We start from the raw sequence: 19,786 nt of genomic DNA, 5'->3' as shown, positions 1-19,786 counted from the left end.
TCGTTGAACCTGACCGGTGTCGAAACCGGCGCCACCGTCGAATACTCGATCGACGGCGGCCATACGTGGAACACGAGTTTCAGCGCGACCGAAGGCGTGAACGATGTGCAGGTCCGGCAAACCGACATCGCCGGCAACACGTCGGCCGCGACATCGTTCAGCTTCACGCTCGATACCTCGGCTGCCGCCCCCGGCGTCGCGCTGACCACCGATTCCGGCAGCAGCGCGTCCGACCACATCACCAATGTCGGCACGTTGAACCTCACCGGCATCGAAACCGGCGCCACCGTGCAGTACAGCGTCGATAACGGTGCGCACTGGAGCACCAGCTTCGGTGCCCTGGAAGGCGCGAACAACGTGCAGGTCCGGCAGATCGACGTCGCGGGCAACACGTCGGCGGCGACGTCGTTCAGCTTCACGCTCGACACGTCGGCCGCCGCGCCCGGTGTGGCGCTCACCACCGATTCCGGCAGCAGCGCGTCCGACCACATCACCAATGTCGGCACGTTGAACCTCACCGGCATCGAAACCGGCGCCACCGTGCAATACAGCGTCGACAACGGGGCGCACTGGAGCACCAGCTTCGGTGCCCTGGAAGGCGCGAACAACGTGCAGGTCCGGCAGGTCGACGTCGCGGGCAATACTTCGTCGGCGACGTCCTTCAGCTTCACGCTCGACACATCGGCCGCGGCGCCCGGCGTGGCCCTCACCACCGACTCCGGCAGCAGCGCCTCCGACCACATCACCAATGTCGGCACGTTGAACCTCACCGGCATCGAAACCGGCGCCACCGTGCAGTACAGCGTCGATAACGGTGCGCACTGGAGCACCAGCTTCAGCGCCGTCGAAGGCACGAACAACGTGCAGGTCCGCCAGATCGACGTCGCGGGCAATACGTCGGCCGCGACGTCGTTCAGCTTCACGCTCGACACGTCGGCGGCTGCACCCGGTGTTGCCCTGACCACCGACTCCGGCAGCAGCGCCTCCGACCACATCACCAATGTCGGCACGTTGAACCTCACCGGCATCGAAACCGGCGCCACCGTGCAGTACAGCGTCGACAACGGCGCGCACTGGAGCACCAGCTTCAACGCCATCGAAGGCACGAACAACGTGCAGGTCCGCCAGATCGACGTGGCCGGCAATACCTCGTCGGCGACGTCGTTCAATTTCACGCTCGACACGTCGGCCGCCGCCCCCGGCGTGGCCCTCACCACCGATTCCGGCAGCAGCGCGTCCGACCACATCACCAACGTCGGCACGTTGAACCTCACCGGCATCGAAACCGGCGCCACCGTGCAGTACAGCATCGACAACGGCGCGCACTGGAACACCAGCTTCAACGCCATCGAAGGCACGAATAACGTGCAGGTCCGGCAGGTCGACGTCGCGGGCAATACTTCGTCGGCGACGTCGTTCGGCTTCACGCTCGACACGTCGGCTGCCGCGCCGGGCGTGGCCCTCACCACCGACTCGGGCAGCAGCGCCTCCGACCACATCACCAACGTCGGCACGTTGAACCTGTCCGGTGTCGAATCCGGCGCCACCGTGCAATACAGCGTCGACAACGGTGCGCACTGGAGCACCAGCTTCGGCGCCCTGCAAGGTACGAACAACGTGCAGGTCCGCCAGATCGACGTCGCCGGCAACACCTCGTCGGCGACGTCCTTCAGCTTCACGCTCGACACATCGGCCGCAGCGCCCGGCGTGGCCCTCACCACCGACTCCGGCAGCAGCGCCTCCGACCACATCACCAACGTCGGCACGCTGAACCTCACCGGCATCGAAACGGGCGCCACCGTGCAATACAGCGTCGACAACGGTGTGCACTGGAACACCACCTTCAACGCCATCGAAGGCACGAACAACGTGCAGGTCCGCCAGATCGACGTCGCCGGCAACACCTCGTCGGCGACGTCCTTCAGCTTCACGCTCGACACATCGGCCGCGGCGCCCGGCGTGGCCCTGACCACCGATTCCGGCAGCAGCCCATCCGACCACATCACCAACGTCGGCACGCTGAACCTCACCGGCATCGAAACCGGTGCCACCGTGCAGTACAGCATCGACAACGGCGCGCACTGGAACACCAGCTTCAGCGCCGTCGAAGGCACGAACAACGTGCAGGTCCGCCAGATCGACGTGGCAGGCAACATCTCGAACGCGACCAGCTTCAATTTCACGCTCGACACCACCGCCCCGTCCACGCTGTCGTGGCAATACAGCGGGAACACGCTCACAGCCAACACCGACACGTCGAACGTCTGGAAAGTGACGGTCCACGACAACACCACCAACGCCGACTACAGCGCAACGCAACAAAGCGCCGGTACCTGGGCCTTCACGCAACAGAGCCTCAACCTCAACAAGGACTCCCTCACCGTGACCGAGTGGGACACGGCAGGCAACACGCGATCCTCGACGCACACGGCGCCCGCCGGCGTCGCCGGATCCGAGATCAATCTGGCGCTGGCCGATCCGTCCGGCCATGCGTCCGACCTCGCGGTGACGATCGCCGGCATCCCGTCCGGCTGGACGCTGAACGCCGGCACCAACCTCGGCAACGGCGCATGGCTCGTCCCGACGAACGATCTCGGCGCACTCACCGTCACGCCGCCCGCGTCCTTCACGGGCGCCACGGTGCTCACCGTGACCGAAACCTGGACCGCCGCGGACGGCAGCCACCAGGCCGTCACGGTCGCCGACAACGTCGAAGCGTTCGCGGCCAACGCGCCGATCTTCGCGTGGTCCGGCGACGATCAGCTCACGGGATCCGCCGGCCACGACCTGTTCGTGTTCGCGCAGCCGATCGGCAACGACACGCTGCACAATCTCGACCTCGCCGCCGACAAGATCGACCTCGTCGGATTCACCGGCATCACGAGCTTCAGCGACGTCCAGGCCCACATGACGGACGACGCCAACGGCAACGCGGTGATTGCACTGGGCGACGGCGCGACCATCACGGTGGCGGGCGTTCACGCCACCGACCTCACCAGCGACAATTTCGTGTTCGACCAAGAGGCGGTCACGACCAACGCCGGCGTCATGACGGTCAACGACGGCGCGATGCTTCCCGTCGGCGGCACGATCGACAACACGGGCACGATCGCGCTCGGATCGACGGGCGACCTGACCCGGTTCGAGGTGCTGGTCAGGAGCGCGACGCTGGAAGGCGGCGGTCACGTGACGCTGTCGGACGACAGCCACAACGTCATCTTCGGCAGCACGCCGGACGCGACGCTCGTCAACGTCGACAACACGATCGCCGGGGCCGGCCAGCTCGGCGCCGGCCAGCTGACGCTCGTCAACGAAGGGACGATCGTCGCCAGCGGCGCCAACGCGCTCGTGATCGACACGGGCGCCCACGCCGTCGTCAATACGGGCACGCTCGAGGCAACCGGCAGCGGCGGCCTCGTGCTCGACAGCGCCGTAGCGAACACGGGCAACCTGTGGGCCAACAACGGCAACCTGACGATCCACGGCGACGTGACGGGCGCCGGCAGCGCGACGATCAGCGGCGCCGCGACCCTGGAGTTCGGCGGCGCGTCCGCGGAAAACACGACGTTCGCCGACGGCGCCGCCGGTACGCTCAAGCTGGACCAGTCCGCCGGCTTCACCGGCACGGTCAGCGGCTTCGGCGCGGCCGATACGCTCGATCTCGCGGATGTCCTGTTCAACGACCACACGACGCTCAGCTTCACGGCCAACGACACCGGAACGGGCGGCACGCTGACCGTCAGCGACGGCGCCCACACGGCGCAGGTTGCGCTGCAGGGCAACCTGTCGGCCGGCGGCTTCCAGCTTTCGCACGATCAAGGCAGCGGCACCGTCGTCACTTACACCCCGCCGCCGCTGCCCCACGTCCAGGAGGTCTAGCCGGCCGGAACGCCCCGCGAGCGACGCGTGCACGCGCGATCGAATGCAGCACGCCGTCGCTCGCGGCGGCAGGTCCGACGCATCCTGCGCAGCGCACCGACGCGAATATCTTCACGGGAATTCCGTCGAATGGACTAAGCTGCCAGAAGGCGCAACGTGATTCCGGCGAGCTGCGCCGGCCGCATGATTCCGAGCATCGCGAAATATCCGATCGTGCCTGAGCCGTGCTGCTTGCTGGCAGCCGTCAGGCGACAGGCGACAGGAAACCGAGTCGATGAACCGAAACTACCCGCTGCTAGCCGTGCTCGCACTCGCGTCGGCGCTTGCCGCCGCCTCGTCGCTCGCCGCCGCGCAAAGTCTCCAGGAAGCAGTCGAGCAAGCGATCAGAACCAACCCCGAAGTCCGCGCCACCACGTATAACCGCGAAGCGGCCGATCAGGGCCTGAAGCAGGCGCGGGCCGGCTACTGGCCGCGCGTGGACGTCGACGCGTCGATCGGCAAGGAGCAGCGCGACGATGTGGAGACCCGCCTGCTCGGCCTGAACCGGACCACGTTCACGCATCGCAATGCCAACGTGACGTTGTCGCAGATGCTGTTCGACGGCTTCGCGGTCAGGAGCGAAGTGGCGCGTCAGCAGGCGCGCATCGACTCGTCCGCCAATCGCGTCGCCTCCACGTCCGAGGACGTGGCGCTGCGCGTGGTGGGCGCCTATCTCGAGGTGCTGCGCCGCCGGGAGACGACGGCCGCCGCCGAGGACAACCTCGAATCCCATCGCCGGATCCACGACCAGATCAAGCTGCGCAGCGACCGCGGCGTCGGGCGCCGCGCCGACCTTTACCAGGCGGAAAGCCGGCTGGCGCTGGCCCAGGACAACTTGCGCACCGAGCAAAGCAGCCTGAAGGATGCCGAAGTGGCTTACGCCCGTCTCGTAGGCTCGGCCCCGGATGCGCTCGTCAAGCCGGTGGCGCCGGAAGGCGCGCTGCCGCCGACCGAACGCCTCGCGCTGGACGCGGCGCTGGCGAACCACCCGTCGCTCGCCGGCGCCGAGGCGGACGTGGCCCAGGCACGCGCCCGGTACGACGGCGCCAAGGCCGCGCTGTGGCCGCGCCTCGACCTGGAGCTCAGCGCGAGCCACGACCGCGACGGCGTGCTCGGCCCGACCAACGACCGCCGCGTGATGCTGCGTCTTCGCTACAACCTGTTCCAAGGGGGCGCCGACAAGGCGCGCATCGGCGAAGCGCACGCGCAGATCCGCGAAGCGGAAGAGGAACGCAATCGCACGCGCCTCGAGATCCAGGAAAGCGTTTCGCATGCGTACAACGCGTACCTCACCGCGCGCGACCGGATGGTCGTGCTCAAGCAGTACGTCGATTCCAGTGCGTCGACGCGCGAAGCGTACATGCTGCAGTTCGGCATCGGACAGCGCTCGCTGCTCGATCTGCTCAATGCCGAGAACGAGTATTACAGCGCGCGCATCGATTACATCGGCGGCCAGTATGCGGAAGCCGCGAGCGCCTACCGGGTGTTCGCCGGCATGGGACAGTTGCTCGATACGCTGCACGTCGGGCGGCCGGCCGAGGCGTGGGGAGCCGGCAGCGCGCGGCCGGCGGTCGCCTTCAATCGCGGCGCCCAGGACACCGGGAAATGACACTCGCCCGGGCGGCGCGGCTGACCGGACCCGGCGCGCTCATGGGGGGATGAACACGGGAAGCGCAATTTTCTATCATAAGCCTTGAAGTTATGAAATCTATTGTGCTTATGCTTAAGGTGCCATAAGCAGGCCTACTGCTTGAAATCCCGTGAGCGAAACGCCTGATCGATTTGCCGGGCTCGCTGCACCTCGTCGCTGTGCAGGTAGGTCGATGTCGTCGAGATCGAGGCGTGCCGCAGGTTGTCGCGCACCATGATCAGCTCAGCACCACGCGCCAGCGCGTGCGACGCGTGGGTGTGCCGCATCCAGTGCGGGCTCGCGCGGCGCAGCTTTTCGGCGGTCGCCGGCCGATCGTCCTGGATTGCATCGGCCACCAGCATGAAGAACCGTCGCAGCACGCGCCAGAGCCGTCTGGGTTCGATGCCCGCGCCATGCTCGCAACGAGCGGCGTCGCCGGGTCCCAGCGTGCGAGCGTGATCGGCAGCCCGCGCTGCACGAGATATTGATCCAGCGCGGTTCGAGCGAGTGACGGTAGCGCCATCTTGCCGAGCTTGCCATCCTTGCCAAGCACGTGCAGCCAGTGATCGCCGTGCTCGTCCCGGCGGATGTCGCCGAGCGTCGCGCCGACCAGCTCGCTCGCGCGCAGGCCGGTCGCATAGCCGAAGTCCAGCAGGAAGCGGAGGCGCTGCACGGCCGGCAGGCTCCAGCCGTACGACCATTCGAGGCCCTCGGCAAGTGCGCGGATCAACAACCACTCGCCCTCGGAGAATCCCCGTGACCACGATGACGATGCGCGAGCTGGACCGATTCAAGGTGATTCAGGATGTATCCCATCGCCATAGACTGTTTGAAATTTTTATTCAAATTAATGCAATTGCACCTCCGAATATAATTGACTCCATAAGCGAGAAAAGCGTGACTGCGCCAGATATGCCGGCATCTCCGAATAGACAAAGAACGGAGTCAACCCATAGCGTAAGCCCTGTCGATCACATTGCCGCAGAAAAGTCGGCCCCGCCTGTGTCGCCGCCTCCAGCAAGCTGCGTAGCGGCATGCCCGCGGTCTCATTGAGCACGACGTGAAGAATCGGATAGAGTGCGTCACGCTCACGGCACTCGGTTTGGCGACATGCTTCGCAATACGCCTCCCAGCCTTCGTCGGTGCGGTCGATCGGTGCAAGGACGGCCGCGCGGACGTGCGCGGAGACGACGTCATCGAGACATTTCCGATTGCCCTCCAGCACCGCGAGATTCTTACGCCGAAACGCATCTTCAATCAGCACGCGTTCGGCGTCGTCGATTGTCCGGAAGCCCGCGTAATCTTTATCGCCCCAGGCTTCAGCGTAGTCCCAGTCATACAGTGACCGGATATCGTTCAGTCTCTGCTCTTCGACGACATAGCGCACGAGCGTCGGACACATGTCCATGACGAACAGCCTCTGATTCAACGCGTCCATGGTCCTTGCCGGCATTCTGTCGACGAGGTACTCCAGCGACTCCGCGTTTGCGCGCCGGTGGACGCGCACCGCCCGGCTCGCCACGTCCGGTGCCGCGGCCCGGTCATTTAACGGTCCTGCCACGGTCAACCGTTTGTCCAGTGACCAGGTCGTCACGGCGGCATAACCCGGATGAAAAGCCACGATTGAAGCGCGATCGCCATAGCCAAATCGCGCGAGCACGTCGAGGTACTGTTCGAGCCGCTCCAAGGTGCGCACGCACGCATCAAGCGATTGATTCAATACTGGTTTATCCGGTGTTCAAGCGAAAGGCGATCCCGTTCGCGCGCCCGGGCATGCTTATTTCCGTCGACTCAAGTTGTCGGATTTGATCAAGAATCCGGCGCAGATTGCGCTTCCGGTTTCCACTAGACTTACTCGCATATAGGTAACGATCGGTAATACAGCAGCGAGACATGCGAACCCATGGGAAGCGCACGTCTGAATGAAACGATTGCCCGCGGACGTGTACCGCACGGCGTCGGCCCGATCGCCGGACGCATGAGCATGGGGTGAAAGTCGGTCTAATTATAAGTTATGCGAATGAAATGATATTGACGACACCCGGTGCCGATTGCGGTCGCCGGGCTTGATTGCGCGAGCGAGTCGCTTCGGGGAACGGTCCACGCGGCAGGACGCGGTGGGCGCGCCAAGTCGCTAACGGGCGCGCGATGTTGGGGGGGCGTTGCCATGTGTCGATCACGGTGCCATGTGTCGATCACGGTCCCATGTGATCGGCGCGCGACAGCGATCGGAATTATGCATACCGGTGCGTCGCGGGTGATGCGGGCACTTCGCCGTTCCGCGGGACGGGGTTGGGTAGAGGATCGAGAGGGATCTTCGATCGCATCGTCGCCGCATGAGCGTTCACGGCCACGAGCGATGCCAGTGCCGCGGCGGTGCATGTCGACGTTCGGCGATGTCGGATGCCACACACGATACGAACAACCAAGTACACGACCGATGACGATCAAGCTACGTGCGAACGCGACCACGAACAAGCCGGCGGCCATTGCCCTGGGGGCAGCGGTGGCATTTTCCCTGCCGGCTGGTGCGGCGGGCACGCCCGTGCTGACATCGCTGGGGCAGTCCGGCGGGCTATTGATTCCATACGGATTCACGCTGCCTGAAGGAACATTCGAGGGGCAATACAACAACTACATCGATCCACGGTTCGGGAAGCAGACGACGAGTTCGGACATCGTCTGGGGCGCGATCGGCCTGTTTCCGCACGTGGAGATATCCGGCGGTCTGGCGAACTATCCAGGCGACGTACGCACGACGGTGCCGGGCTACGACCACATCGTGCTTCGACATCTGATGGCGAACGCAAAGGTCTCGATTCCGAAGTTCTTCACATACCAGCCGGACATCGCGATCGGCATCAATGACGTTGGCGGGCAAACGCATTACTTCCGGTCCACCTACGGTGTCGTATCGCAAGTGCTCGGGCCCGCGACGCTGACGGTCGGCTACGGGCACGGCGACCGGCTCGACGGGGTGTTCGGCGGCGCCGAGCTTCGGCTGTGGCACACGGGCCTGTCGCTGCTGGCGGAGCACGATTCGAAAACGCCCTATGCGGGCATCCGCTTCCAATCGCCGCCGATCAAGTGGCTGGCCGACGCGAGCCTCGTGGGCACCGTGATGCGCTCGCTCAGGCATACGGACGGGATCGCGCCGCGCACGTCGTTCTCGGTCGGCGTGCAGATTCCGCTCGGCCGGCGGTTCGATGCCGCGCGCTGCGGCGACGGCTTGTGTAGCGACGCGCCGGTTGTCGCGGCAGGCACATCGGCGCCGGACGACGTGCGCGCAGCGGACGACGACACGCTGCGACCTGCGGCCGCGCTCGCGCCGCTCAGCGCATTCACGCGGATCGAGCCTGCCACGCCTGCGGCGGCGGATGCGTCACGCGACGATCGAATCATGCCGTCGCTTCACACGCCGCCGGATCTCGCTCGGACCGCCGCGCCGGCAGTCGACGCGGCGCCGGACCCGGCGGCGCTCGACAGGATCGTGCGCGCGCTGACGGACGCCGGACTCGAGCGCGTGCGCGCCGGCATGGCGGGCGCGGATCTCGTCGTCGAATATGAAAACCACCGCTACAACCAGAACGAGGCGGACGCGCTGGGCATCGCGCTCGGCGCGGCAGCGGAGTACGCGCCGAAGGGCGTCGAGACCGTGCGCATCGTAATCAAGAAGGCGAACGAGCCGGTGGGCGAGTTGAGCGTCGATCGGGCGGACTACGCGCGCTTCGTCGCGGGTGGCGCGTCGACCGCCGCCGGCGCGTCGCTGTCGATGCGCACGCGGCCGACGCACGATGCTGATTCGATTGCGTGGGTAGGTAACGCCCGCGCGCACGGGCTCGTACGGATCCAGGTCGCGCCGGTCACGCACTACCTCTACGGCACTGAGTACGGCAACTTCGACTACTCCGTGGGCGCGAAAATCCAGGGCTTCGTGCCGCTGTGGCGCGGCGCGGAACTGTATTCGAGCGTGATCGTGCCGATCGCGAACAGCAAGAACATGGACAACGGCCGCGTCTACGACCAATACCGCTTGCGCGGCGGGCTGTCGACCGTTGCGCTCGTGCAGAGCTTCTGGATTGCGCCGCGCGTTTTCAACGTGACCGCGCTCGGCAAGTTCGACCTCCAGTACCTGGGCGTCGAGAACGAGACGACCGCGTTCGTACCGGGCCGTCCCGACGTGGTGCGGCTGAAGCTCGCCTATCTGCATCACGAGCCGGGCAAGGATGCGCTGCCGGCGGAGAAGAACGCGCTGCTCACGTACCGGTGGGTCGAGCCCGCATGGAAGATGTGGATCGAGGCGGGCGTCGCGCGCTATGTCGGTGGCGACAAGGGCCCGCTGATCACGTTGACGCGCTGGTTCGACGACGTGTCGTTCAGCGTGCAGGGATGGCATAGCGGCCACGGCTCGTTCGTCGGCGCGTCGGTCAGTTTCCCGTTGACGCCGCGCCAGGGCATGAAGCCGGGGATCGTGCAGATCAACGGGCCCGAGCAGTTCTCGCTCAATTTCCGCACGCGTGTCGGATCGTCGAACTATCTCGCGCAAGACGGCGCCGAGAATCTCGACTTTGCCTACAACGCGCAACAGTTCCTGCTCAACCAGGGGCGCTTCAGCGCCGAGTACTTCGCGACGCAGCTTTACCGGATGCGCGATGCCTACAAGCGCTACGCGCATTCCGCCGGCGTGGCGCCGCCCGCGACGGAGGCGGCGCTGCCGGCTGACGGCGTGCAGCCGTCGACCGCGCGCGAGGCAAGCATTCAATGATCGAGGGACCGGAGAGTCCTCGGGAAAATCGGGTTGATCTAACGGAGAAAATCAATGAAGACCATGAAGAAAGCGGCACTGAGGGCATTGCAAGTCGGCACGTTTGCGCTCGCGGGTACGCTCGCGGCCTGTGGCGGAGGTGACGACAGTCCGAGCACGACGCCTTCGAATGCGTCGTCGGCCACGATCAACGGCACGGCCGCGACCGGCGCAGCGATGGCGAACGCGGCGATCACGATCGTGTGCGCGACCGGCAACGGTTCGGGCACGGCCGACGCGAACGGCGCTTTCTCGGTCACGTTTGTGCTCGCGGGGCCGTGCGCGATCACCGGCACGAACGGGACGACCACGCTGCACTCGTTCGCGAGCGGCGGCGGCACGTTCAACGTGACGCCGTTGACCGAACTGCTGCTGACCTATCTGGCGGGGCAACTGGGCACGGACCTGAACGGGCTGCTGTCGGGCCTCGCGTCCAATCCGACGTATCAAAGCGCGTTGACGAACCCCGCTGTCGTTGCGGCTGCGGCGAATGGGGTTGCCCAGACCATCAAGAACGAAACCGGCGTCACGCTGTCGACGTCCGCGTTCCTGACGACGCCGTTCAAGCCAGGCCAGGCCGGCCAGGATTCGGACCTCGAAGCGCTGAAATCGAAGGGTGCGCTCGGAGGAAACGGCCAGCCGTCTGCGACGTTGCTCGGCAAGGTGGGTGACGCCGGCAAGGCAGCTGGCAAGCCCACCGGCGGCACCGGCGGCAGCGGCAACCCGGCGTAACGGCGAGCGAAGCCGCGCGCGCGGATTCACACCCGGCGCGTTGCCCGCCACGCGGTTCGATGTCGAACGCGCGCGCCCGGGCAACCGTGCCTTGGCGGCTGATATGACGCCCCGTGTCAATCGGGTTCGTTTTTTCAGTTTTCGAAGGCACGTTGCCTGAATTTCCCGAGGGCGACGTAGCAGCAAATCTCGCCGGGCATGCCGCCTGCCGACTTGTTCCGGCCAGCGAAGTGAGTTCGACGGTGAAAGACGAAATGGCCTCAGCGCTCAAGAAAGGGCCTGAGCTTGTCTGCACGGCTGGGATGCATCAGCTTGCGCATCGCCTTGCTCTCGATCTGACGGATCCGCTCGCGGGTCACGTCGAACTGCTTGCCGACCTCTTCAAGCGTGTGATCGGAGTTTGTGTCGAGCCCGAATCGCATCCGCAGAACCTTGGCTTCGCGCGGCGACAACCCGGCGAGTGCCTCGTCGATCGCCGCGCGCATGTTCGCGTGAATCGCCGCCTCAGCCGGTGAACTCGCCGAGACATCCTCGATCATGTCGCCGAGTGTTGCATCGGCGTCGTCACCCACCGGGGTCTCGAGCGAGACAGGTTGCTTGGCGATCTTGAGGATACCGAGCACTTTCTCCTCGGACATCTCCATGCGCTTTGCCAGCACTGCGGGATGCGCTTCCTGCCCTGTCTGTTGCAAGATTTCGCGCGATATCCGGTTCAGCTTGTTGATCGTCTCGATCATGTGGACCGGCACGCGAATGGTTCGCGCCTGATCGGCGAGCGCACGCGTGACAGCCTGCCGGACCCACCAAGTCGCGTAGGTCGAGAACTTCCAGCCGCGCCGGTATTCGAACTTGTCCACGGCCTTCATCAGGCCGATATTGCCCTCCTGGATCAAATCCAGGAACTGCATGCCGCGGTTCACGTATTTCTTGGCGATTGAAATGACAAGACGAAGGTTCGCCTCGATCATCTCGCGCTTGGCCTGCCGCATTTTCAGTTCCGCGGCACTCATCTGGCGGTTGATCTGCTTGAGCTGCTGGAGCGGCAACGAGACCCGGGACTCGATGTCGACGAGTTTCTGCTGCGCCGCCTGAATCGCCGGCTGATGCCGCTCGAGCGCCGCGCCAAACTGCTGCGAGGTCGCCGCCGCTCGGGTCGTCCATTCAAGATCGGTCTCGTGGCCCGGGAACGAGTCGACAAACGCGTCGCGCGGCATGCCGCAACGGTCGACAGCAATCGCCAGGATACTGCGCTCGATCGCGCGAACCTCAGTCACTTGCCCATGGACAATTGCGCACAGGCGGTCGATGGTCTTGGCGGTAAAGCGGATCGGCGCGAGCTCACACTGGATCGCCATGCGCACTTGCGCAGCGGCTGCGGAACGGGCACCGCCAGTGACAGGCACATCCGGCAACTGCTCGAACAGTGCACGCACGCGTGCGAAAATCGCAAGACTGTCGTTCGTGAGTTCTTCGAGGCGCGCCGCGTTCGCCTTCTCCGAATCCCCGGCATCCGTTTCGACGTCGTCTTCGTCCGAATCATCGTCGGCGGCGAGTGCTTCCGCATCCTCTTCTTGGGACTCCGGCGTCATTTCGCTTTCATCGGCGTCGACACTGATGCCATCGACCAGTTCGTCGATGCGGAGTTCGCCTGCCACGATGCGGTCGACATCGGCAAGAATCGTGGACACGATCGACGGACACGCGGCAATCGCTTGAATCATGTCCTGTAGACCATCTTCGATCCGTTTCGCGACCTCGATTTCACCGGCGCGGGTCAGCAGTTCGCTGGCCCCCATCTCACGCATGTACATCCGAACCGGATCCGTGGTGCGGCCGAATTCGGAATCGACGGTCGATAGCGCAGCTTCCGCCTCCTCGTCCGCCTGATCGTCGGATGCCACGGCCGGCGCAGCGTCGGTGAGCAGGAGCGCTTCGGCGTCCGGCGCTTGTTCGTACACGGCCACGCCCATGTCGCTGAACGTGCTGACGATGGTGTCCATCGCCGCCGTTTGAGCAAAGTTGTCGGGCAGGTGGTCGTTGATGTCCGCGTGGGTGAGATAGCCGCGCTCTCGACCGAGCGCGATCAACGCGCGCATCTGGTGCTGGCGCTCCTCATTCTGGCGTGCCAGTGACGCGATGTCCGTCGGCGTCAGGGCCTGGGGCTTTCCCTTTGACACACGGCGGCCGGCTTTTGCCGTGGCCGTGATTTCAGGGGATGTGGAATCGTTCCGATCAGAAATTGCCAATACATGCTCCTCGACAGATGAGCCGACGATCGTCGCGAGCATGACGCCAGAACGGGTTGCCTGCCGGGATGCGAACGGAATCGTGATACGCAAAGATGGTCGAGGCCGGGACGCCTCGCTCGAAATCCGTATGCGCAGCTTGTGGGGGGCGTGAATGATACCGGAAAGTATTGTGCGGCACAACACGGGGCCCTTGGATTTCCATGCACTTTACCGGTGTAGCCCGCTCTAGCTGCGATTAAGGGGGTAGCAGTCGCCTCCCCCAACCGCCCCTGCACAGGAACGAGTTCGGTCACCTTGCCCCTGCAAGGATAAGCGGCCATACGTCGATGGCGAGGTTGAAATTGACGTTTAGAGAAAACTCGTCTGCCGAGGATCCCGCTCCGGCATCTTGACCGACAGCACATCTTTCGCGGCTCTACGCATTCGTGCAATAAGCGGTACGCCGACACCGTCAATCGTGAGCCCGAAGCCATACGCTTCGATGTCGACTCGCTTAAGCTTCGGAATGGGTTCCCACATCGGCTTCCAACCGTGCGTCGCGGTACGAGCGAGCAACCGACGCTTCGAAGGTTGGTTAGCAGACCACCATCAAGCATTTATGATCGGCCAACTGGCGGTATGGCAAAAAGTCGCTCGTCCCACACGACCGGTTGTGGATCCGTCACGATGATCCGCTCGGTGTCAGGATGCGCCAGATTCACGAGCACGTTGAACTCTGCACGGACGACGACGGAAGGGACGATCAGGAGTGCTGTACGCGATTCTGCCATCCATTCGTCGCCGAACTGCCGTGCTGCCTGCAGTGCCGCCGCACCCCATCCTCTCGGCAAAGTTTCTGCCGTATGGCGTTCGACGCTGACGTCGTCGGGAACGGATGCTTCGACCCATCCGTGGGTTTTCGGCACCTTGCCGATGCGTGCATGCACGAGCACCTCGAGCATCGCACCCGCGAAGGTCGACGCCGCGTAGATGACAGGCCGGCCCGGACTATTAAAGCGGCCACCGACCAGCATCGCGCCGGTGCCGCTCCAGATCGTGTGTCGCGTGTCACCGATGCGAAACAACTTCATGCCGGTAGCCCGTAGAACAGTTTCCAGAGCAACTCTTCAACCCTGCGCGCACCGAGCTCGGTCAGCGCGACGTCGAGCGGCGCCCGTCCCTCAAGTTCAGGATGTGGCGTCGACAAAAATTCCCGCGCGTCCTCTTCGTCGTTCCAGACGTAGGTGGTCGTTGCAACGATCCGGGCCAGACGCTCCGTCTTCTCCGATTCGTCTTGCGTTAGTCGATCGCGGCGGCGCTTGTAGGTCGCTTCGGGGATGATGCGGGCGAGCAGCGCGCGCCGAGCATCGGCGCCTTGCGTCGCGTGTTCGACGCCCGCGCGCAGCGCGGACTTCGGCAAACCGCCGCGCACAAGCGCTTCCAGCTCCGCCAGCGTATGCGGGAGCGGCTGCAGCCCCATGACCGCAGCCACGGCCTCAGGGGTAACGATTGACATGGCGACTCCCATTCAGTATCATTTGATACTTCATTGTAGCGCAAATGATACCGCCCGCAAGGCGTTCTTGAAAGTTGACACGCGGAGACGCCTCGCAAGCCGACTGTCGCACAACGTGGCCGATTTTGGTGGATCCTTGCGCAGCGTTAGAATAGCGCCCCTTCTCATGGGAGACGACAATGTCCTGGTTCGTTTATGAAGTGCCCGAATACCACGAAGACGCTGCGCGCATCGAACCCTTCAGCGAGCTGCGTAGCCGTGTGCTGAAAGCCGGTGGCCCGGCCATGGCTGACGACCTGGAAAGCGTTCGCGAGAACGCCGCAGCAACAGCGGACACGCCAGAGCGGCCCCTGCGGACGCCGGAGAATCCGCAGGTCTTTCCGATTCCCTACGCCGACTCCATGATCCTGGTCGGGTTCATCTTCGATCTGAAGCGAGAATTCCGGCAACTGGTCGTGTCACCCGTGGAAATGCCCTGGTTGAACGACGCGTAAACGGCGCGTCCGACCGGAAGCCGACGGGAGAGTTGCTTCTGTTCCGGGGCCGGGTCCGACTATCTACTGCACGCTTTCGGATACACATGCGTGGAGTTGGACCCGCGCCAACGCTTATGCGCCCTCCTTCACCGCTGCTTACCACACAGGCTTCGCGAAGCCGCCGAAGAACGATTTCAATGCGCATCGGCCGCTGCGGGATGACGAGCATCTGGACACAGTGTTGACCTGGCGTGAAACACGTCGGGTATCGAAATCGCCGGCAGTGCTCCACGATCGAGTGCTTTACTTGCTGGATGACACACCGGTAAACCGGAAGCTGATTCACCGCACCGGCTGCCGTCGCTCTTCCTCGCGCGCGTCGGATGCATGACGAAACTCCCGGGAAAGACTCGATGAGGGCGCACCGAAGATGCGCCGCCGGCACGACCGTGCGTGCGATGTACTGTCCGACACGTTCATTCTCACGATTGCAGCGCGCACGGCGCCGACCGGCAGATGACGCATTCGAAATCCGCGGCCGCTTCCTTCGGGCCGCGGATAGCAGTTGAAAATCGGGCTCAGTGATGCTCGTACGGCTGCTCCGTATCGAGCGACGCGAGCGATTGCGCGGTCGTCTCTGCGGCGACGCTCGGCCGTGCAGCCACCGATTGCGATGGCTGCGCGGCGATCTTCGCTTCCGCGGCCTGGATGTCGGCGGGATAGTAAGGGTCGCTACCGACCGGCTTATAGCCGGCCTTCTCGACCCGCACGAGATCGGCGCGCACGTCGGCCCGCGTGACCGCATGGTCGGTGGTTTGCGCAAATGCGAAGACCGGTGCGCTCAGCGCACAGGACAGCAGGACCGCACGAATCAGGTTGTTCATGATGTTCACCTCTCAAGATGGCATGTTCGCGTCCGCAGATCAGGCCGGACATCCGCTCCGCATCGATGTGATGAAGAGTTGTGTCCATTCTGCGATTCGCGCGCTTTCCGGAAGGTGAGGCTTCGATTACGGTCTTGTCATCTGATCGCGGCCGCATGTCGGTCACGGGCCGGCCCGTCCGGTCGGACACTGCGCACCTGCGCGCCAGCACAGATAACGGTTTCGTAATCCTCGGGTCAGGGTCGGGTCAACGCCGCGCCGGCAGACTGCACGCTCGCCGCATCGCACGCGGCATCCATGCCCTGCTTCGAGGAGCACCATCATGTGGATCGTCCGGCTGGCGTTACGCAGGCCCTACACGTTCGTCGTACTCGCACTGCTGATCTTCATCGCGGGACCGCTTGCGCTGCTGCGCACGCCGACCGACATCTTCCCGAGCATCGACATTCCGGTCGTCAGCATCGTCTGGTCATACAACGGCTTCTCCGCGGAGGACATGGCCAAGCGGATCACGTCGAACTACGAGCGCGCGCTCACGTCCGACGTCGACGACATCGAGCACATCGAGTCGCAGTCGCTGAACGGCGTGTCGGTCGTGAAGATCTTCTTCCACCCGGGCGCCGATATCAATCGCGCGATCGCGGAAGCCGCGAGCAATGCCGCGTCGATCCTGCGCATCCTGCCGCCCGGCACGTTGCCGCCGAACATCATCACGTACAACGCGTCGACGGTGCCGATCCTGCAGCTCGGGCTGTCGAGCGACACGCTCGCCGAGCAGCAACTGTACGACCTCGGCAACAGCTTCATCCGCACGCAGCTCGCGACCGTCGAGGGCGCGGCGGTCCCGCTGCCGTTCGGCGGCAAGATCCGCCAGATCGTCGTCGACCTCGATACGCGCGCGCTGCAGGCGAAGGGGCTCGCGCCGATCGACGTCGTGAACGCGATCAACGCGCAGAACCTGATCCTGCCCGGCGGCACCGCGAAGATCGGCACGCACGAATACAACGTGCAGATGAACGGCAGCACGCAGACGGTCGCCGCGCTGAACGATCTGCCGGTGAAGACGATCGGCGGCAATGTCGTGTACGTGCGCGACGTCGCGCACGTTCGCGACGGCTACGCACCGCAGACCAACATCGTGCGGGTGGACGGCAAGCGCGCGGCGCTGCTGACGGTCGAGAAGACCGGCAGCGCGTCGACGCTGACGATCATCGACCAGGTGAAGGCGATGTTGCCGAAGATCGCGGCCGGGCTGCCGAAGGCGCTGCACATTTCGCCGCTCGATGATCAGTCGGTGTTCGTGAAGGCGGCGGTCCAGGGCGTCGTGCGCGAGGCGCTGATCGCCGCGTGCCTGACCGCGCTGATGATCCTGCTGTTCCTCGGCAGCTGGCGCGCGACGCTGATCATCGCGATCACGATCCCGCTCGCGGTGCTCACGTCGCTGCTCGCGTTGTCCGCACTCGGCCAGACCATCAACATCATGACGCTGGGCGGGCTCGCGCTCGCGGTCGGGATCCTCGTCGACGACGCGACCGTCGCGATCGAGAACATCACGCATCATCTCGAGCTCGGCGCGCCGCTCGAGGACGCGATCCTGACCGGCTCGGGAGAAATCGCGGTGCCGACCTTCGTGTCGACGCTGTCGATCTGCATCGTGTTCGTGCCGATGTTCCTGCTCACGGGCGTCGCGCGCTATCTGTTCGTGCCGCTGGCCGAGGCCGTGATCTTCGCGATGATCGCGTCGTACTTCTTCTCGCGCACGCTGGTGCCGACGCTCGCGATGACGCTGATGCGCGCAACAGGAAACGGCCGGCCGCCGCGCGGCGTATTCGCGCCGCTCGTGCATTTGGCGCGTTTCCAGGCAGCGTTCGAGCATCGCTTCGAGGCCGTGCGGCTGCGCTATCGCGCGCTGCTCTCGGCGGCGATCGCGCGGCGTCGCCGCTTCGCGGCCGCGTTCCTGCTCGCATGCGTCGCGTCGACGGGCCTCTACGCGTTCGCCGGGCAGGACTTCTTCCCGTCGGTCGACACCGGCGAGATCCGCCTGCACCTCCGCGCGCCGACCGGCACGCGGATCGAGGAAACCGCGCGGCTGACCGACGAGGTCGAAGCGAAGATCCGCAGCGTGATTCCGGCGGGCGAACTCGCCGGCGTGCTCGACAACATCGGCGTGCCGGTGAGCGGGATCAACCTCACGTACGATTCATCGGATCCGATCGGCACCGAGGACGCCGACGTGCTGGTGACGCTGAAGCCGAATCACGCGTCGACCGCCGCATACGTCGCCAGGCTGCGCAACGTGCTCGCGCAGTCGTTCCCCGGCGTGACGTTCGCGTTCCTGCCGGCCGACATCGTCAGCCAGATCCTCAATTTCGGGCTGCCCGCGCCGATCGACATCCAGATCGTCGGCAACAAGCTCGACCAGAACCGCGCGGTCGCGAATACGCTGCTCGCGAAGCTGCGCGGCGTGCGCGGGCTCGTCGACGCGCGCATCCAGCAACCCGGCGACGAACCGGCAATCGACGTGAACGTCGACCGCACGAAGGCGATCCAGGCCGGCCTCGAACAGCGCGACGTCGCGCAAAATCTGCTGATCGCGCTGTCCGGCAGTTCGCAGACGACGCCGAACTTCTGGCTCGATCCGCGCAACGGCGTCAGCTATCCGGTGCTCGTGCAGACGCCGCAATACACGGTGAATTCGCTGCAGTCGCTCGCGAACGTGCCGCTGCCCGCCGGCACCGCGCGCTCGCCGCAGACGCCGGCTGGCGGGCCGGCCGCGGGCGCGCCCGCGCAGAACCTGCTCGGCGCGCTCGGCACGTTCTCGCGCTCGACGCAGCAGGCCGTGGTGTCGCACTACAACGTGCAGCCGGTGCTCGATATCTTCGCGTCGGTGCAGGGGCGCGATCTCGGCGGCGTCACGGCCGACGTGACGAAGCTCGTCGACGCCGCGCGCGCGCAGCTGCCGCCCGGCTCGTCGATCGTGCTGCGCGGCCAGGTGCAGGCGATGCACGAGTCGTTCGCGGGCCTGCTCGGCGGCCTGGTACTCGCGATCTCGCTGGTCTACCTGCTGATGGTCGTCAATTTCCAGTCGTGGCTCGATCCGCTCGTGATCGTCGGCGGCCTGCCGGCATCGCTCGCCGGCATCGCGTGGATGCTGTTCGTCACGCGCACCACGCTGTCGGTGCCCGCGCTGACCGGCACGATCCTGTGCATCGGCATCGCGACCGCGAACAGCATTCTCGTCGTGAACGCGGCGCGCGAGCTGCTCGCGGGCGGCGCGTCGCCGTGGCAGGCGGCGCTCGACGCCGGCTTCAGCCGCTTCCGGCCCGTCGTGATGACCGCGCTCGCGATGCTGATCGGCATGTTGCCGATGGCGCTCGGCCTCGGCGACGGCGGCGAGCAGAACGCGCCGCTCGGCCGCGCCGTGATCGGCGGCCTCGCGTTCGGCACGTTCTCGACGCTGCTGTTCGTCCCGGTGCTGTTCGGCTTCGTCCACGCATGGCTCGCGCGGCGCCGCGACGCCTCGGCCGCGCGGCGCACGCAGCACGCGCCCGACACGCCGGCGCTGCGTTGAGCTCGGACGGCCGCCCCTTCTCATCAT

General features: G+C 65.2%; 11 protein-coding genes and 2 pseudogenes. 7 read left to right on the top strand and 6 right to left on the bottom strand.

Annotated elements, in window-relative coordinates:
• A partial coding sequence (locus U5A56_RS18510; RefSeq protein ID WP_321923879.1) for a beta strand repeat-containing protein occupies window positions 1–3,879 on the top strand: 3,879 nt, incomplete at its 5' end.
• Between the two features lie 274 nt (window positions 3,880–4,153).
• A complete protein-coding gene (locus U5A56_RS18505; protein ID WP_124487249.1) occupies window positions 4,154–5,527 on the top strand; it encodes a TolC family outer membrane protein in 1,374 nt (457 codons plus the stop codon).
• Between the two features lie 134 nt (window positions 5,528–5,661).
• Here the strand turns inward: U5A56_RS18505 and U5A56_RS18500 are convergent.
• Both U5A56_RS18500 and U5A56_RS18495 read right to left on the bottom strand, forming a co-directional pair.
• Window positions 5,662–6,308: pseudogene (locus tag U5A56_RS18500) on the bottom strand (tyrosine-type recombinase/integrase); the annotation flags it as partial.
• Window positions 6,309–6,395: 87 nt separating this feature from the next.
• Window positions 6,396–7,268 (bottom strand): hypothetical protein, encoded by an 873-nt coding sequence (locus U5A56_RS18495; protein WP_321923877.1) that lies wholly within the window; start codon window positions 7,266–7,268, stop codon window positions 6,396–6,398.
• 720 nt (window positions 7,269–7,988) lie between these two features.
• Between U5A56_RS18495 and U5A56_RS18490 the strand changes: the two genes are divergently transcribed.
• Together U5A56_RS18490 and U5A56_RS18485 are read left to right on the top strand one after the other, a co-directional pair.
• Window positions 7,989–10,313 carry a YjbH domain-containing protein gene (locus tag U5A56_RS18490; RefSeq protein ID WP_321923875.1) on the top strand — a complete coding sequence of 775 codons (2,325 nt, stop codon included), beginning with the start codon at window positions 7,989–7,991 and terminating at the stop codon, window positions 10,311–10,313.
• A 54-nt stretch (window positions 10,314–10,367) separates the two neighbouring features.
• Window positions 10,368–11,084 carry a carboxypeptidase regulatory-like domain-containing protein gene (locus U5A56_RS18485; protein WP_321923873.1) on the top strand — a complete coding sequence of 239 codons (717 nt, stop codon included), beginning with the start codon at window positions 10,368–10,370 and terminating at the stop codon, window positions 11,082–11,084.
• A 260-nt stretch (window positions 11,085–11,344) separates the two neighbouring features.
• Here U5A56_RS18485 and rpoD read toward each other — a convergent pair whose 3' ends face one another.
• From rpoD to U5A56_RS18470, 3 genes are all read right to left on the bottom strand, one after another.
• Window positions 11,345–13,372 carry an RNA polymerase sigma factor RpoD gene (gene rpoD / locus U5A56_RS18480; RefSeq protein ID WP_260426236.1) on the bottom strand — a complete coding sequence of 676 codons (2,028 nt, stop codon included), beginning with the start codon at window positions 13,370–13,372 and terminating at the stop codon, window positions 11,345–11,347.
• A 557-nt stretch (window positions 13,373–13,929) separates the two neighbouring features.
• Window positions 13,930–14,403 (bottom strand): RES family NAD+ phosphorylase, encoded by a 474-nt coding sequence (locus U5A56_RS18475; RefSeq protein WP_321923871.1) that lies wholly within the window; start codon window positions 14,401–14,403, stop codon window positions 13,930–13,932.
• Window positions 14,400–14,828, bottom strand: coding sequence for an antitoxin Xre/MbcA/ParS toxin-binding domain-containing protein (locus U5A56_RS18470; protein ID WP_321923869.1), 429 nt, complete (start codon window positions 14,826–14,828; stop codon window positions 14,400–14,402). The genes U5A56_RS18475 and U5A56_RS18470 overlap by 4 nt, the downstream gene beginning before the upstream one ends.
• A 179-nt stretch (window positions 14,829–15,007) precedes the next feature.
• Between U5A56_RS18470 and U5A56_RS18465 the strand changes: the two genes are divergently transcribed.
• Both U5A56_RS18465 and U5A56_RS18460 read left to right on the top strand, forming a co-directional pair.
• Window positions 15,008–15,322, top strand: a complete 315-nt coding sequence (locus tag U5A56_RS18465; RefSeq protein ID WP_124487255.1) for a helicase — start codon at window positions 15,008–15,010, stop codon at window positions 15,320–15,322.
• Between the two features lie 106 nt (window positions 15,323–15,428).
• Window positions 15,429–15,653: pseudogene (locus U5A56_RS18460) on the top strand (ISNCY family transposase); the annotation flags it as partial.
• 229 nt (window positions 15,654–15,882) lie between these two features.
• Here the strand turns inward: U5A56_RS18460 and U5A56_RS18455 are convergent.
• Complete coding sequence (locus tag U5A56_RS18455; RefSeq protein WP_124519845.1) at window positions 15,883–16,188, bottom strand: DUF4148 domain-containing protein; 306 nt, start codon at window positions 16,186–16,188, stop codon at window positions 15,883–15,885.
• Window positions 16,189–16,510: 322 nt separating this feature from the next.
• On the opposite strand from U5A56_RS18455, the gene U5A56_RS18450 reads away from it, so the two are divergent.
• Complete coding sequence (locus tag U5A56_RS18450) at window positions 16,511–19,759, top strand: efflux RND transporter permease subunit (protein ID WP_321923867.1); 3,249 nt, start codon at window positions 16,511–16,513, stop codon at window positions 19,757–19,759.
• The last annotated feature ends 27 nt before the right edge of the window (window positions 19,760–19,786 follow it).

This window comes from Burkholderia sp. BCC1998, assembly GCF_905339875.1.
GTDB lineage: Bacteria > Pseudomonadota > Gammaproteobacteria > Burkholderiales > Burkholderiaceae > Burkholderia.
Note: the sequence above shows the minus strand (reverse complement) of the source record. Positions and strands in the feature narration are given on the sequence as shown.

Bases quoted from the DNA above. Each gene is read 5' to 3' on its own strand.
- U5A56_RS18505 (WP_124487249.1), top strand. From the start codon at position 4,154: ATGAACCGAAACTACCCGCTGCTAGCCGTGCTCGCACTCGCGTCGGCG.
- U5A56_RS18490 (WP_321923875.1), top strand. From the start codon at position 7,989: ATGACGATCAAGCTACGTGCGAACGCGACCACGAACAAGCCGGCGGCC.
- U5A56_RS18485 (WP_321923873.1), top strand. From the start codon at position 10,368: ATGAAGACCATGAAGAAAGCGGCACTGAGGGCATTGCAAGTCGGCACG.
- rpoD (WP_260426236.1), bottom strand. From the start codon at position 13,372: ATGCTCGCGACGATCGTCGGCTCATCTGTCGAGGAGCATGTATTGGCA.
- U5A56_RS18475 (WP_321923871.1), bottom strand. From the start codon at position 14,403: ATGAAGTTGTTTCGCATCGGTGACACGCGACACACGATCTGGAGCGGC.
- U5A56_RS18470 (WP_321923869.1), bottom strand. From the start codon at position 14,828: ATGTCAATCGTTACCCCTGAGGCCGTGGCTGCGGTCATGGGGCTGCAG.
- U5A56_RS18465 (WP_124487255.1), top strand. From the start codon at position 15,008: ATGTCCTGGTTCGTTTATGAAGTGCCCGAATACCACGAAGACGCTGCG.
- U5A56_RS18455 (WP_124519845.1), bottom strand. From the start codon at position 16,188: ATGAACAACCTGATTCGTGCGGTCCTGCTGTCCTGTGCGCTGAGCGCA.
- U5A56_RS18450 (WP_321923867.1), top strand. From the start codon at position 16,511: ATGTGGATCGTCCGGCTGGCGTTACGCAGGCCCTACACGTTCGTCGTA.